This window comes from Martinezella lusitana (assembly GCF_900094565.1).
Lineage (GTDB): Bacteria > Pseudomonadota > Alphaproteobacteria > Rhizobiales > Rhizobiaceae > Rhizobium > Rhizobium lusitanum.
Window position 1 is genome coordinate 1 of record NZ_FMAF01000046.1, and the last position, 13,739, is coordinate 13,739.

A 13,739-nucleotide genomic window follows, 5' to 3' on the forward strand; every position below is an offset into this window, starting at 1 on the left:
GGCGCCATCAAGGCTCGTGTCGATGCTGACTTCGGTGTCTTCTCGGCCTTCTTGATGGGTGGCTGGAACACCGACGGCGACAAGCTCAACAAGTATGCCGGCACCAATACCGGGACCGCTTGCCCTGCTGGTCGTCCGGCGCTGTGCGGCTGGGGCGACTGGGCACTTTGGGGCGGCGTTGGCGTTCCGATCAACGAAAAGCTGAAGTGGAACCTCCAGCTCGCCTACACCGACTCGAAGATCTTCGCAGCGACCACGAACATCAAGTGGTACCCGGTCAGGAACCTGCTCATCGAGCCGGAGCTCTCCTACACCAGCTGGGATTCGATCAATCAGGACCAGTGGGCCGGCATTCTCCGCTTTGAGCGCAGTTTCTAATCCAATCTGATCTGAAATAGGCCTCCGATCAGAAAAGAGAGGAAGGCTCGGTTCCGACCGAGCCTTCTTTCCGTCCAGGAAAGCTTGAGTCTGGGCCTAATCCCTCCGCTGACCTAGGGGCCTGGTATTGCTCTAGTCGGAAATTTGTTCGAACCTGATGTGCTGCGCTCCTTCCCAAAGCACCAGACGACCCAATTCAGCAAGCTTGTCGAGGTTGGAAGTCACCGTGATGAAGTGATTGCCGGCGAGCTGGCCCATTTTCGACGAGAAATCGACGCCGCCATAGGCAAGCAGGATTTCGGTTTCGCTGATGCCGCCCGGATAGAGGATGATATGCCCCGGTGCCGGATGGCTCGTATGGTTTTCGTATCCAACGCCGAAGTCGAGATCGCCGAGAGGAATCCAGACGCCCTCGCCCGACCAGCGGACATGGACGATCTGGCCCTCGAACGGCATCTGCTTGAGGAAGGCCTCGCAGGTCTTGGGCGCTTTCGCGGTTTCAAGCACGGCATCGAATTCGAAAGGACCGGCAGTAATCTTCAATTTCATCGGAATTCTTTCTTTGAGTTGGAAATGTCGCTTATCGGCCCGGAAAGCATCGGACGCGGTTGCTTCCTCAGTGCTGCAGGATCTTTCCGAGGAAAGCTTCGGTTCTCGGATTGTGCTTGCCGGCGAAGAATTCTTCGCTCGGGCGATCCTCGACGATCTCGCCCTGGTCGATGAAGATCACGCGGGTGGCGACACGGCGGGCAAAGCCCATTTCATGGGTGACGACCATCATGGTCATACCGTCTTTCGCAAGCCCGGTCATGACATCGAGTACTTCCGAGATCATCTCCGGATCGAGCGCCGAAGTCGGCTCGTCGAAGAGCATCGCCAGGGGATCCATGGCAAGCGCCCGCGCAATCGCCACGCGCTGCTGCTGGCCGCCGGAAAGCTGGCTCGGATATTTATTGGCATGGTCGGCAAGCTCGACGCGATCGAGAAGCTGCATCGCTTTCGTTTTCGCAATCGTCTCGCTGCGCCCGAGCACGATCTTCTGCGCCAGCATGAGATTGTCGATGATGGTCAGGTGCGCGAAGAGCTCGAAATTCTGGAAGACCATGCCGATGCGCGTGCGCAGGTTCGGCAGATCCGTCTTCGGATCTCCCACCTCGATCCCGTGGACGCGAATGGAGCCCTTCTGGAAAGGCTCCAGACCGTTCACGCATTTGATCAGCGTCGACTTGCCGGAACCGGACGGGCCGCAAACCACGACGACCTCGCCACGATCGACCTTGACGGTGCAGTTCTTCAGGACTTCGTAGTTGCCGTAGAATTTGGAGACGCCACTGATTTCGATCATGAGCAACCTTTCGCGAAACGAGTGATGGAAAACGGTTGCAGCGCTCTGCCGCTCTCCCGGCCAAGGACGAGCTGTGCCGTCAGCTGGCCGACGATCGGGCCAAGCGTGTAGCCGTTCGATGTGACAGCGCTGAAGTAGCCGGGCCGCGACGGATGCTCGCCGAGGATCGGCGCGCCGTCGATATTGATGTTCATCGCCGCCCAACTGCGGATGACATGAAGCTTGCGCAGCGCCGGGACCACATGCTGGGCAACCCAAAGATTGCCCTCAAGGCTCGAAAGCAGCGGCCTTGGATGCTGATGCACCGGATCGAGACCGGCCGTCCAGCCGCCGCCGATGATGAAGTTGCCGTTCGCCGCCTGCTTCAGGGTCAGGTGGCGATCGGCATGGGCGACGAGGCAGGAGATCAGGGGTGCTGCTGCCTCCGTCACCACCATCTGCAGCGGTGCACCGAAGACGGGAATATCGAGACCAAGCATCGATCCGATGCGCGACGAGAAGGCGCCGGCTGCATTGACGATGCGTTTTGCCCTGATGACGCCGCGCGACGTGGCGACATCGAAGCCGGCCGGACCTGGCACGATGCCGATGACTTCACATCGGTCGAAGATGCGGGCACCTTTCGCCCGCGCTGCTTCGAGAATGCGCTGTGTGGCGACCAGCGGATTGATCTTGCCTTCCTGCGCGCAATAGGCGGCGCCGACAAAGTCCGGCGACAGGGCCGGTTCCAGCGCCCGCAATTCTTCTTGGCCAATCAGCCGGCAATCAATGCCGGCCCGCTGCTCGACACCGACTTTCTCGGCAAGGAAGCGCATATGCGCCTCGGACTCGGCGACCATCAACCCGCCCGTCACCTTCATCTCGAAATCGCAACCGAGTTCATCCTGCAGGGCGGCCCAAAGGGCGATGGAATCGCGCTGCAAGGGCAGCGTCTGCTCGGCCGCGCTACCGCCGCCTTCGGCGCGCGCGCCGTGATCGAAAGACAGAAGCTGCGCATGAAGGCTGCCGGCATTGCCGCCCGAGGCCAGCGAGTTCGGAAAGGCGCGCTCCAATACCGTGACCTCCTCGCCTTCACGGGCGAGAAAGAGGGCCGTCGACAGCCCGGCAATTCCGGCGCCGATCACCAGCGTAGACGTTTGCGACAACGGCAGCGGTTCGCGGCTTTCCAGTGGTGGCCTCTCCGGCAGCAGCGCCCGCCTGTGGCCACCCCATTCCGGCTTTTCAACCGCGAGTGCTGCGAGCGGCACCGGCCGTAATGGCATTTGCGGCGCCAGAAAGCCGCGCGTTTCGCCGGATGCGCGGGTTTCTCCAGCGACGACGGCAATCGCGTGCCCACAATAGCGGCTCTGGCAGCGCCCCATCCCGGCACGGGATAACCGCTTCAGCGTCGCAATATCCTTGGCGCTGTGCTCGCCAAGCGCCCGCAGCGTGCCATAGGTCACACCTTCGCAGCGACAGATGACGGTCTGATCAGGCGGCACATTGCCTGCCGCAGGACGAGCCGGTTTGAAAGCTGTCCAGAGCGCGGCTTGAAAAGCCCTGTGCCGCGCAAGCCTGCGTTCGGCCTCGGTATCGGCAGCGACGTCAAACCCCAGCTTTCGCGCCACGGCGATCCCGGCGAGCCGACCTTGCGCCAGAGCGATATGCGCGCCGCCGAAACGCGCCGCCTCCCCGACTACATGCACATGCGGAAGCGTCGTCTCGCCATCGTCCTTACGGATGACGGCAAGGTTTCCATCGATGACTTCATGGCCGCAACCGAGCAGCCGGGAAAGCTCGTTCGATGAAGCGAAATCGCCGCCGATGAGAACGGTATCTGCCTCAAGCCTCGCTTCACCATTCGGTCCAGTGATGGTGATCGCTTCGACACCGGCCGTCCCCTCTATCGCCGCAAGGCTGCTTTCCCACAGAATCGGAATGCCGGCGGCGTGCAAGGCTGCTAGCTGCCGAACACCGCCCAGTGCAAGCGCCCTGTCAGCCGCAAGAAGCTTAAGCGCCGTCAGCGGCTGCTTCCACGGCGCCGGAGCGGATTCCACCAGAGCGACCACGGAGCCACCCGCCTTGCGGATCTCGTTGGCGACCTGGATGTTGAGTGGCCCGTTGCCGACAATGACGATCCGACCGGCGGGCACCGTGCCATAGCTTCTGAGCAGCGTCTGCGCTGCGCCTGCCGTCATGACGCCGGGCCGTGTCCAACCGGGAACGGCAGCCGGCCGTTCGTAGGCGCCCGTCGCGATGACGATCATTCGCGGTTTGCAGTAGAAAGCGCCTTGGGGACCGTAGCAGGCGATCCTTGCGCCGCTCTCGTCATTCTCCGCACCCCAGACGACCGTACTGGCCAGCGTCGATACGCCGGCAGCTTGCACGCGATTGATCAGGTCGGCTCCTGATCGTGCCTGCTCGTCGCCGGCAAGGCGCAATGTCGCCTTCGATGTCGAGGGTTGCTTGAAATATTGCCCGCCGGCGATGGCGCGCTCGTCGACAAGCGTCACGCTCGCCCCGGCCACTGAAGCGACTTCGGCAGCGGCAAGGCCGGCCGGTCCCGCGCCGATAATCAACACATCCATCTCGGTGCAGGCGATCGACGCCGGCACGTCGCAGAGGTCGGCAAAATCATCTGCCGCGAGCGCCGGCCTCGAGGACGGCCGGTCAACCCGCATGCCTTCCTTGACCGATGTCATGCAGGCGCGCTGGCTGACCTTGCCGTCGACAGTGACGAGGCAATCGTGACACGCGCCCATGCCGCAGAAAAGACCCCGCGCCTCGCCTTTGAGGCCGCGGGAAAAATCATGCCGCCCGCCCGCCTCGATTGCCGCGGCAATCGTCATCCCGCTTTCGGCATGCAGAGCCGCGCCGTCGAGGAAGAACTCGACGCGCGTTTCCGATCCGGATTGCGAGATTGCAAGGGAGGCGGACATTGCTCGATCCTCAGGCGCCGAATGTCAGACCGAAGTCCGAAACCAGCTTCTTCATGGCCTCATCCTGTGCGGGCGGCAACGGCAGCCGCGGCGGCCGTGGTGTTCCGGCGGCAAAGCCCATATGCGTCAGCAGCGACTTCGAACCGGCAACATAGGCCTGCCCGCCCACGGCCTGGATGATTGGCAGCCACTTCAGGTAAAGAGCGCGCGCCTCATCGATCTTCTTCTCATCCGCGACGAGCTCGAAAATCCGAGCCATCGGTCCCGGCGCGACGTTCGATGCAACCGCCACCCAGCCCTCAGCCCCCATCACGAAGGATTCGAAACCGAGGATACCACCGAAGACGGTCATATCCTCACCCGCCAGACGGATGATGTCACGCACTCGCGTTACTTCGAGGGTCGATTCCTTGATATAGTCACAACCTCTAATCTCGGCGATGCGCTTCACCAGCTCCGGCTTCAAATCGACATTGGCTGTCGCCGGGTTGTTGTAGACCATGATCGGAATGGAAATTGCAGAAGCAACCGTGCGGTAGTGATGAACGAGTTCGTCATCCGTCGGCGTGGAATAGAAGGGCGGAATGATCATGACGCCATCCGCGCCCATGGTTTCCGCCTTTTGGCTCAGACGAACACATTCGCGCGTGTCTTCCGCACCGGTTCCGATCAATACCGGAACGCGGCCGGCGACGGTTTCGATCACCGTCCTTGCGACCCCGTCGCGTTCCTCTTCGCTCAGCGACAGGAACTCGCCGGTCGAGCCGAGCGGGATGAGACCATGTATGCCCTCGCGCACCTGCCAATCGGTGAAGGCGGCGAGCGCCTTAAGGTCCACGGCGCCATTCGCGTCCAGCGGCGTGATCATCACGGTATAGACACCGCGAAACTTCCTAGTCATGTCAGATATCCTGGTTCTAGCGCTTCTCGGTGATGGAAAGCCGCGAGTTGGTGGCTTGACCGAAGCGCTTCTCGATATGGTTCTGGAAGAAATCCCAGAGCGTGGTCAGAAGGAGGTAGTAGATGGCCGCCACCGCGAAGAGCTCCAGCACCATGAAACGTTCCTGGATGAGAACCTGGGTTCGCCTCAGAAGCTCCTCCATGGAGATGACCGACGTCACGGAGGTCGTCTTCAGCAGGCCGTTGACGGAGTTTCCAAGCGGCGGAATGATGACCTTGAAGGCTTGCGGCATGACGATGTGGCGCATGATCTGCCGTTCCGTCATCCCGAGTGCTCGCGCGGCCCGGGCCTGCCCTTCCGGAACCGCCTCGATGCCGGCGCGGATGATTTCCGCAAGGTAGGCGGCTTCGTTGAGCGCAAGCCCGATCAAGGCCGCCTCGACCACGGTGAAGCGAATGCCGAACTGCGGCAGCGCCGTGTAGATTGCGATGAGCTGGACGAGCAGCGGCGTGCCGCGAAACAGCCAGATATAGGTCTTGGCGAGGATCTTGGCCGACCGGAAGGGTGATCGCCGCATCAGGGCAAGGGCAAATCCAAGGATAAGACCCGCCGTCAGCGACACGACGGTCAGCCATATGGTCGTGAAGACCCCACCGAGAATGAAGGGATTAAACAGGTATCCGAAGAAACCCGACCAGCTCCAAAGCGTCATGAACGTAGCTTTCTGCTCAAGGCGAGCGCGACAGACCCGCGCATCGCCATTCCGATGGACCGATCAAGCCGATCAGCGGCCAGGGCCCTTCACGGAATAATCACCGGACACCATAGGCAATCCGTACTTGTCGAACAGCGCCTTCAGCGATCCGTCGGCCTTCATTGCCTTGAGCGTCGCCGATACCGCATCGGCAAGGGCCGGGCTCTTGAAGGCGACGGCGACCGGCGCGGGATAGAGGCCGCTGAGAGCGCGCTTGAAGTCGCCCCGCGCATCATATTCCTTGGCGACGGCATCAATCGATACGACGCCGTCGACCTGCCCGGCACGCAAAGCCTGATAAGCAAGCGCGAAATTGTCGAAGGTCTGGATCGTCAAGCCCTGCTTGCCGGCATCGCGCAATTCCTTGTCGAGCAAACGCGTCTTGGTTTCCTCAAAGCCGCCGATTTCGACGCCGATCGTCATGCCGGCAAGGTCGTCCTTGCTGGCAACCTTCTTGGTGGAATTCGGCGCGATCGACACGCTGATCGCCTGGTCTTCATAGGGGATCATCTGCATGATCTTGGCGCGCTCTTCGGTGAAGAAGATGCCGGTGTTGATCATGTCCCAGCGGCCGGCTTGCAGGCCAGGCACCATCGCGGAGAACTCGATGCGGATATATTCCGGCTGAAGGCAGAGGCGCTTGGCGATCTCGGTGCCGAGCTCGATGCGCATGCCCTTCAGCTCGCCGCTGGAGTCGATGAACTGCAAGGGCGGCAGCGTCGGATTGGTCGACATGACGAGCTTGCCCGGCGTGATCAACTCGCCGGCTGCAACCTTCGGCGCGCAGGATTGGGCAAGAGCGAGCGATGTCGTCAGAGCTAGGAATGAGGCGGCAAGAACGCCGCGGGACAATTGAATTCGGAACATGATGACCTCTGGAGTTGTTTTTATTGGTGTCCCAAAGTTGCATTCATCTGGGATCCCACTTTTATACAAAATTCAGCCGCCGATGCAAGTGCTGTCGCGAAAGCTGTCAGTAATTTGTGAGAACGCCTTGTCGGACCGCATCGAGATGACGGGCCATTGCCTGCCGCGCCGCCTCGGGATCGCCCGCCGACAAAGCCGTGAGGATTGCCCGATGCTCGGCCATGCCGGGCTTTGCCCGGATCACTGCCATCTGCCTTTCGAAGATCGTGGTATAGCGCCGCATCTCGCCGATCGTGGCGGCCATGAAGGAATTGCCGCTCTCATTGGCGATGGACATATGCAGAGCATCATCAAACTGCCAGACGAGTTCCTGATCCGGGTCCGGATCGGCTTCGATTGCATCGAGCATTGCGGAAAGCGACGTCAACGCCTCCACGGGCATATGAGGGGCGGCGGCCGCCGCCGCGCTCGGCTCCAGCAGCATTCGCATCGACAGACTGTCGAGATAGTCCTTCAGCGTGATGACCCGGACGCAAAGCACCCCCTTGTCGTTGCGGACCAGCAGCCCCTCCCCCTCGAGGCGGCCGAGCGCATGCCGCATCGGCGAGCGCGATACCGCGTGCTTGGTGGCAAGCCGCCTTTGCTGCACCACCGATCCGCCGGCGAGCCGGGCCGAAAGAATATCGGCTAGAAGCAGGCGATAGGTCTCCTCCGCAAGGCTTTCGTCTTCCGCGTCGTTCAAGCGATCGTCCATGAGACCCCTTTTTCGTTGTTTGCGAGTTGGGCTATCATATGTAACACCAGCCGACTGGAAGAAAGTGCGTCGTTGCACGGTCGCGCCCTCAACACGCGAAATGAGGTAAAGGTGACAGATATTTCAATCTTGCCGGATACGCAGCCAGCGGGCACGCAGCACAATCTTGCCTCGCTGACCTACAAGGCCGTGTCCGACATGATTCGCCATCGCCGCTTGAAAGGCGGACAGGTCATTGTCGAAGCAAGGCTGGCCGAAGCCCTCGGCATTTCCCGGACGCCTCTGCGGGAAGCCCTGCAGCGGCTCGAGGGCGAAGGATTGGTGCGCAAAGGCGATGGCCGCAATTATGTGGTTCGCCGGGTTGATATCGGAGAGTACCTACAGAGCCTGAAGCTTCGCCTGCTGATCGAGCCCGAGGCCGCAGTGCTGGCAATCCCCAATATTCCGCGCCGGCAGTTGATCGCCGTCAGGCGCGAGATCCATGAGCTTCTCGATGCAACGGCCTATCACACCGATGCGCACTGGGTCTCCGACGACAACCTGCACAATCTGATCATCGACCACTGCGCCAACGCGGTCATGGCGAAAGTACTGCGCGAACTGCGCGCCACCACACGCCTGTTCGAGATCGACCGGCTGAAGGATCGGCTGAAGCCCGATTCAACCGAGCACCTCGTCATCATCGAGGCGCTGGAACGCGGGGATGCAGAACAAACGCGGTCTGCAGTTGCGGTTCATATCGAAAGCCTGATCAGCTTTGCGAGAGAACAGTTGGAGTAGTGATCCCAAGACGCGCGGAACTGCCTTATCGGGCAACCTAGCTCCGTATTTGGGCCGATGCCCGCGGGATCGCCGATAAGTTAAAGCAGCATCGAGGCGCCACGATCGAGATAGGTATCGAGGAACTGCTCAAGACGCGGATTTCTCGGCTTCTTGAAGACTTCCTGCGGCGGCCCGGTGAACAATACCTTGCCGTGGTCGAGGAAGATGATCTGCTGGCCGACCGTTGCGGCGAAACCTATCTCGTGCGAGACGACAACCATGGTCATGCCCTCGGCCGCCAGATCGCGCATGACGTTCAGGACCTCACCCGTCAGCTCCGGATCGAGCGATGAGGTCGGCTCGTCGAACAGCATGATCTTCGGCTTCAACGCCAGGGCACGGGCGATCGCCACGCGCTGCTGCTGTCCACCCGACAGCTGCGAGGGATAGTGCCCTGCCCGCGCTTCCAAACCCACTTTGACGAGTTGCGCCATCGCCGCATCCTCGGCCGCTTTCCGGCTCATCTTGTGAACCGTCTTCAGCGCCTCGCTGACATTGCCGAGCGCGGTCATGTGCGGCCAGAGATTGAACTGCTGGAACACCATGCCGATCTGGGCGCGGATCGCACGATTGGCGGCAGCCGAAATGCGCTCGCGCCGTCCTTGCGAATCCTCGGTGAAACCGAGCACCTCGCCGTTGATGGCGATCGTCCCGCGCGTTGCCTCCTCCAGAAAAGCCATGCAGCGCAAAAGCGTGCTCTTGCCGGAGCCGGATGGGCCGATGAGGCAGGAAACCTGCCCCGGCTCGATGATAAGATCGATGCCATGAAGGACCGTGGTCTCTCCGAAAGTCTTGACGAGATTGCTGACTGCGATCGCGGGGACGCTCATGCGTTGAAAAACCTGAATCTGGAAAGTTTCGTTTCGGCAAGATTGCCAAGCCAGCCGGTGACTTCGACCAGCACCCAATAGAAGAGCGCCAGCGCTGAAAGCGCTTCGACGAAGGCATATTGCTGCGATCCGATCGCGCTCAACGTTGCAGTCAGCTCCGGCACCGTAATGATGGATAGAACCGCCGTCTCCTTCATCAGGATGACCACCATGTTCACGGATGGCGGCAGCACCAGCATCGTCATTTCCGGCAACAGAATGCGCCAGACGATCTGCCCTCGCGTCAGGCCAACACATTCGCCGGCCTCGATATGACCCTTCGGCACGGCCTGGAAGCCGGAGCGGAAGATTTCGCTGAAATACGCCGCGCCGTAGATCGAAATACCGATCAATCCGGCAGGCAGGGGATCGAGATCCAGCCCGACGAAGGGACCGCCGTAATAGACCAGGAAGATCTGAATGAGAAACGGCGTGCCGCGCAGCACGGCGACGATAGCGCCCAGCGCCTTATCGACCAACATGCCGCCATATTGCCGGGCGACTGCCATGAGGAAGCCGATGATGGCCGCGGCGATCGTGCCCAGTATCCAGATCATGATCGTCACGCCAGCGCCGCTGACGATGGCCGGCCACTGTCCGATGATGACATTGATGTCGAAGGTCATCGCGGCACTCCGGGCAATCGGCTTTCGATCAGGCCGCCGGCAAGCGCCACCAACCAGTTGATGACGAGATAGATGAGGCCGGCGGATGCGAAGAGCTGCAGCGGCAGAAAGGTGCTGCCGGCGAGATCCTGTGCCATGCGGGTCAGCTCGACGATGCCGACCACTGAGACCAACGACGATGCCTTGAGAATGAGAATCGCCTCGTTGACGAGAGCGGGAAATGTGAGGCGCAGGGCGATCGGAACCTTGATGCGGCGAAAGGTCTGGCGTGGCGTCAGGCCGACCATCTCCGCCGACTCCACAAGGCCGAGAGGCACGCTGGCAAAGCCGCCGCGCAAATTTTCAGCCTGATAGGCTGCCGTGCAGAGCGACAGGCCGATGATCGCGGCGACTATGCTCGGCACATTGATGCCGATGCCCGGAAGCAGATTGTAGATCAGCAGCAATTGCACCAGCAGTGGCACGCCGCGAAAGAAGCTGATGAAAATCTGGGCAGGTCGCACAAAGAGACCGCGCCCCGACAGCAGCATTCCCGACAGAAGAATCGCGATCGCAAAGCCGATGAGGATCGACACGACGCTGATCGTCACCGTGTAGATCGACGCCTGCAAGAGCAACTCGAAGAGCTTGATGGACATGGTTCAGATTTCGCCCGCTTGACGGCCAGAAAGGTGCGGTCGCATTTCTCGGCCATGCCCCGACATTGCCGCGGGCATGGCCGATTTCCGATGGCTGATCAGAATGCCGGGTCCTTGACGGAATCCGGGGTGTCGAAGCTCGCGCCGAACCACTTCTTCTGCAGCGTCGCCATACGGCCGTCAGCCTTGATCTTCAGCATGGCAGCATCGATCGCATCCATCAGCGGCGCATGATCGGCATCCTTCAGGCCGATAAAGCCGAAATAGGATTTCTTGCCGAAGGGCGGCAGCACGACTTCGAACGTTCCTTCGCGCTGCTTGGCAACGAAAGCGATATTCGGCAGCGAGTTGGCGACACCGGCGATGCGGCCGGCCGCGAGGTCCGCATAGGACTCCGTAAAGGCCGGATATTCGCGAATGTCGACCTTGGTCGGCAGGGTTTCGGAAAATTCCTTGAGCTGATCGAGCTGGGCGGTCGCCTTGCCGACGCCGATCTTCTTGCCGGCAATATCTTCCGGCTTGTTGATCGTCTTGTCGCCAGCCTTTTTCAGGATTGCGATGGTCGCCTCGGCGAGCGGCGGCGTGAAGCGATAGCGTTCCATGCGCTTCTTGGTGATCGTCGCCGGGCCTGCGACGACGTCGAACTTGCCGGCTTCGAGCGCCGGGAAGACGCCATCCCAGGGCAGCGTGACCCATTCGATCTTCACGCCGAGTTCCTTGCCGATCTCAGCGAAGAGATCGACGTTCAGGCCGACATGTTCGCCTGCATCGATGAAATCGAAGGGTGCGAAGGCCGTCTCGGTGCCGACCTTCAAGGTGCCGGCGGCCTTTACGGCGGCAAGCGTGTCGGCCGCATGGGCGGAAATCGTCGCGCCAAACAAGAATGCGGCGCCGACCAGCCCCTTCAGAAGCGAATTCATCCTCATGTTTTTCTCTCCAGTTTTTTGCCCTTCCGGTGGAAGGTCCAGGTTCCCCAAGCGTTGTCCCGCCAAGCGGATTTCTATGACCCGCTTTTGTCTATACAAATAGATACAGGCTGGCCTACACTGTCAAACATTAAACTCATTGGACGCAAGATTTATGCCGTACAGCGGCAATGGACCTAGCAAAAGCGGCTTTCGCAGCAACTGAATGTCATGGCTGGATCGAGGTGAGCATTGGTCTCAATTCATCGGAGAATTTTCGAAGACATCGAAGCCAGGATCATGAGCGGCGCCTGGCCGCCTGGTCATCGCATCCCCTTCGAACACGAACTGGTGCAAGAGTATCAATGCTCTCGGATGACCGTGAACAAGGCGCTGTCGGCCTTGGCGGAGCGCGGCATGATCATACGCCGCCGCAAGGTCGGTTCCTTCGTCGCCGCGCGGCAGATCGACCGAACGGTGATGGATATTCAGGACATCTCAACGGAAGCCGAGTTGGCGGGGCATGACCACAGCTACAGGATCCTGATGCGAAAAATCGAGACGCTGGATGCTGTCACCGCGACACAGCTCGGCGAACCGACGGGAGCGGAAATCTTGCGGCTTCACTGCCTGCATGCGGTGGACGGCAAGCCGAACGCGCTGGAGCGACGCATCATCATGCTCGCCATGGTGCCATCCGCCAGAACCGAAGGCTTTGCCTCGGTGCCTCCAGGCAAATGGCTGCTCGACATGGTGCCCTGGTCGAAGGCGAGGCATGTCATCCGCGCCGTATCGGCCGATGCCGCCACGGCACGCCTGCTTGAGACCGAGCGCGGCGACGCCTGCCTGACACTCATCCGCCAGACGTGGCAGAACAGCCGCACGGTCACCTATGTCGAGATCATTCATCCCGGCGACCGTTTCCAGTTTGCCGGCGACTTTCATCCGACTGAGAGAGGCGTCAGGGATCAACTGCCGCGGAGAAGCGCCTCTTGACCGAGAAACAGGCTATCAGGACAGTTCCGCTCAAGGGCTTGCAGGCCTTCGAAGCCGTCGGCCGTTGCGGCGGCGTGAGCGCCGCGGCCCTGGAGCTTAAGGTTTCCCCCGGCGCGATCAGCCAGCAGATCCGCAAGATCGAGAGCTTTCTTGGAGTGACCCTGCTGGAGCGCAACGGCCGTACCGTGGAGCTCACCCCATGGGGGCGGCTCTACCACCAGGAAATATCGAAGGGCTTCGAGCAATTCGCGCTTGCGGAGCAGATACTGGAACGGGCACGCAATGAGAATGCCCTGGTTCTCAGCGCCCTGTCTTCCGTCGTCAACAAGTGGATCGGGCGCCGGATCTTCGACTGGCAGGCCCTTCATCCGGACGCCCATGTCAGGATCGTCGGCCGCGACAAGGAACCGCGCATGGGCTTCGACGACATCGATTTCCGCATCAGTTATGGATCGGATGTGCTGCAGCACGAACACTATACGGAGTTGTTCCGCGATTGGGTCGTCCCCGCCTGCTCGCCGGCGTTGATCAAGGGCAAGGCGCCCTCCGCGGCGCGGCTTCTCGACTATCCACTCCTGCATGTCGAATGGGAGCGCCATTTCACGCCCTATCCGAGCTGGCGCGAATTCGCCGCGAAGACAGGGGCGGCACTCAAGGAGACCACCGCCGGTCTTTCCTTTACCCTGTCGAGCAGCGCCATCGATGCGGCCGTCAACAAACGCGGCATCGTCCTCGCTCAGATGTCGATGATCGCAGACGAGCTTGAAGCGCAGACGCTCGTCATTCCCGTCGATATCCGCATCCCATTACGCGAAAGCTATTTTCTCGCCTGGGACAGGGCGGCGCTGCAGAAGCCCTTCGGCCCGGCATTTCGCGACTGGCTTGTTTCGATTTCGCGTCAACAGGCTCGCATATCTGCGCCGTCCACACCGGTGTAGACTTTTAGAAAAACTAAAACGAAAGACA

General features: G+C 60.8%; 15 protein-coding genes. 4 read left to right on the top strand and 11 right to left on the bottom strand.

Going from position 1 to position 13,739, the window contains the following annotated elements; genetic code table 11:
- The coding region (locus tag GA0061101_RS36190; RefSeq protein WP_208865057.1) for a porin at window positions 1–378 on the top strand (378 nt) is incomplete at its 5' end.
- 132 nt (window positions 379–510) lie between these two features.
- Here GA0061101_RS36190 and GA0061101_RS36195 read toward each other — a convergent pair.
- The 7 genes from GA0061101_RS36195 to GA0061101_RS36225 all read right to left on the bottom strand — a co-directional run bounded on the left by GA0061101_RS36195 (window position 511) and on the right by GA0061101_RS36225 (window position 7,917).
- Window positions 511–927 (bottom strand): DUF3830 family protein, encoded by a 417-nt coding sequence (locus GA0061101_RS36195; protein ID WP_092577310.1) that lies wholly within the window; start codon window positions 925–927, stop codon window positions 511–513.
- Between the two features lie 67 nt (window positions 928–994).
- Window positions 995–1,723 (bottom strand): amino acid ABC transporter ATP-binding protein, encoded by a 729-nt coding sequence (locus GA0061101_RS36200; RefSeq protein ID WP_092577313.1) that lies wholly within the window; start codon window positions 1,721–1,723, stop codon window positions 995–997.
- Window positions 1,720–4,641, bottom strand: coding sequence for an FAD-dependent oxidoreductase (locus GA0061101_RS36205; protein ID WP_092577315.1), 2,922 nt, complete (start codon window positions 4,639–4,641; stop codon window positions 1,720–1,722). The genes GA0061101_RS36200 and GA0061101_RS36205 overlap by 4 nt, the downstream gene beginning before the upstream one ends.
- A 10-nt stretch (window positions 4,642–4,651) precedes the next feature.
- Window positions 4,652–5,542: a 4-hydroxy-tetrahydrodipicolinate synthase gene (gene dapA, locus GA0061101_RS36210; RefSeq protein WP_092577318.1), complete on the bottom strand. Its 891-nt coding sequence runs from the start codon at window positions 5,540–5,542 to the stop codon at window positions 4,652–4,654.
- Between the two features lie 16 nt (window positions 5,543–5,558).
- Window positions 5,559–6,254, bottom strand: a complete 696-nt coding sequence (locus GA0061101_RS36215; RefSeq protein ID WP_037196988.1) for an amino acid ABC transporter permease — start codon at window positions 6,252–6,254, stop codon at window positions 5,559–5,561.
- Window positions 6,255–6,326: 72 nt separating this feature from the next.
- A complete protein-coding gene (locus GA0061101_RS36220; protein WP_092577321.1) occupies window positions 6,327–7,163 on the bottom strand; it encodes an ABC transporter substrate-binding protein in 837 nt (278 codons plus the stop codon).
- Window positions 7,164–7,269: 106 nt separating this feature from the next.
- Window positions 7,270–7,917 carry a GntR family transcriptional regulator gene (locus GA0061101_RS36225; protein WP_037196991.1) on the bottom strand — a complete coding sequence of 216 codons (648 nt, stop codon included), beginning with the start codon at window positions 7,915–7,917 and terminating at the stop codon, window positions 7,270–7,272.
- Between the two features lie 111 nt (window positions 7,918–8,028).
- Between GA0061101_RS36225 and GA0061101_RS36230 the strand changes: the two genes are divergently transcribed.
- Window positions 8,029–8,697, top strand: a complete 669-nt coding sequence (locus tag GA0061101_RS36230; protein WP_051963522.1) for a GntR family transcriptional regulator — start codon at window positions 8,029–8,031, stop codon at window positions 8,695–8,697.
- Window positions 8,698–8,777: 80 nt separating this feature from the next.
- Here GA0061101_RS36230 and GA0061101_RS36235 read toward each other — a convergent pair whose 3' ends face one another.
- The 4 genes from GA0061101_RS36235 to GA0061101_RS36250 all read right to left on the bottom strand — a co-directional run bounded on the left by GA0061101_RS36235 (window position 8,778) and on the right by GA0061101_RS36250 (window position 11,798).
- A complete protein-coding gene (locus GA0061101_RS36235) occupies window positions 8,778–9,569 on the bottom strand; it encodes an amino acid ABC transporter ATP-binding protein (RefSeq protein ID WP_047552543.1) in 792 nt (263 codons plus the stop codon).
- Window positions 9,566–10,234, bottom strand: coding sequence for an amino acid ABC transporter permease (locus GA0061101_RS36240; RefSeq protein ID WP_047552547.1), 669 nt, complete (start codon window positions 10,232–10,234; stop codon window positions 9,566–9,568). The genes GA0061101_RS36235 and GA0061101_RS36240 overlap by 4 nt, the downstream gene beginning before the upstream one ends.
- Window positions 10,231–10,872, bottom strand: a complete 642-nt coding sequence (locus GA0061101_RS36245; protein WP_037196994.1) for an amino acid ABC transporter permease — start codon at window positions 10,870–10,872, stop codon at window positions 10,231–10,233. The genes GA0061101_RS36240 and GA0061101_RS36245 overlap by 4 nt, the downstream gene beginning before the upstream one ends.
- 98 nt (window positions 10,873–10,970) lie before the next feature.
- Entirely contained in the window at window positions 10,971–11,798 is an 828-nt protein-coding gene (locus GA0061101_RS36250) for a transporter substrate-binding domain-containing protein (RefSeq protein WP_037196995.1), read from the bottom strand.
- Window positions 11,799–12,029: 231 nt separating this feature from the next.
- Here GA0061101_RS36250 and hutC point away from each other — a divergent pair, with 231 nt between their 5' ends.
- Both hutC and GA0061101_RS36260 read left to right on the top strand, forming a co-directional pair.
- Entirely contained in the window at window positions 12,030–12,773 is a 744-nt protein-coding gene (gene hutC / locus GA0061101_RS36255; protein WP_092577323.1) for a histidine utilization transcriptional repressor HutC, read from the top strand.
- Window positions 12,770–13,711 (top strand): LysR family transcriptional regulator, encoded by a 942-nt coding sequence (locus tag GA0061101_RS36260; protein WP_092577326.1) that lies wholly within the window; start codon window positions 12,770–12,772, stop codon window positions 13,709–13,711. The genes hutC and GA0061101_RS36260 overlap by 4 nt, the downstream gene beginning before the upstream one ends.
- Window positions 13,712–13,739: the final 28 nt, after the last annotated feature.

Coding starts and splice junctions, on each gene's coding strand:
- GA0061101_RS36220 (WP_092577321.1), bottom strand. CDS start 7,163: ATGTTCCGAATTCAATTGTCCCGCGGCGTTCTTGCCGCCTCATTCCTA.
- GA0061101_RS36205 (WP_092577315.1), bottom strand. CDS start 4,641: ATGTCCGCCTCCCTTGCAATCTCGCAATCCGGATCGGAAACGCGCGTC.
- GA0061101_RS36195 (WP_092577310.1), bottom strand. CDS start 927: ATGAAATTGAAGATTACTGCCGGTCCTTTCGAATTCGATGCCGTGCTT.
- GA0061101_RS36235 (WP_047552543.1), bottom strand. CDS start 9,569: ATGAGCGTCCCCGCGATCGCAGTCAGCAATCTCGTCAAGACTTTCGGA.
- dapA (WP_092577318.1), bottom strand. CDS start 5,542: ATGACTAGGAAGTTTCGCGGTGTCTATACCGTGATGATCACGCCGCTG.
- GA0061101_RS36225 (WP_037196991.1), bottom strand. CDS start 7,917: ATGGACGATCGCTTGAACGACGCGGAAGACGAAAGCCTTGCGGAGGAG.
- GA0061101_RS36200 (WP_092577313.1), bottom strand. CDS start 1,723: ATGATCGAAATCAGTGGCGTCTCCAAATTCTACGGCAACTACGAAGTC.
- GA0061101_RS36240 (WP_047552547.1), bottom strand. CDS start 10,234: ATGACCTTCGACATCAATGTCATCATCGGACAGTGGCCGGCCATCGTC.
- GA0061101_RS36250 (WP_037196995.1), bottom strand. CDS start 11,798: ATGAGGATGAATTCGCTTCTGAAGGGGCTGGTCGGCGCCGCATTCTTG.
- GA0061101_RS36245 (WP_037196994.1), bottom strand. CDS start 10,872: ATGTCCATCAAGCTCTTCGAGTTGCTCTTGCAGGCGTCGATCTACACG.
- GA0061101_RS36215 (WP_037196988.1), bottom strand. CDS start 6,254: ATGACGCTTTGGAGCTGGTCGGGTTTCTTCGGATACCTGTTTAATCCC.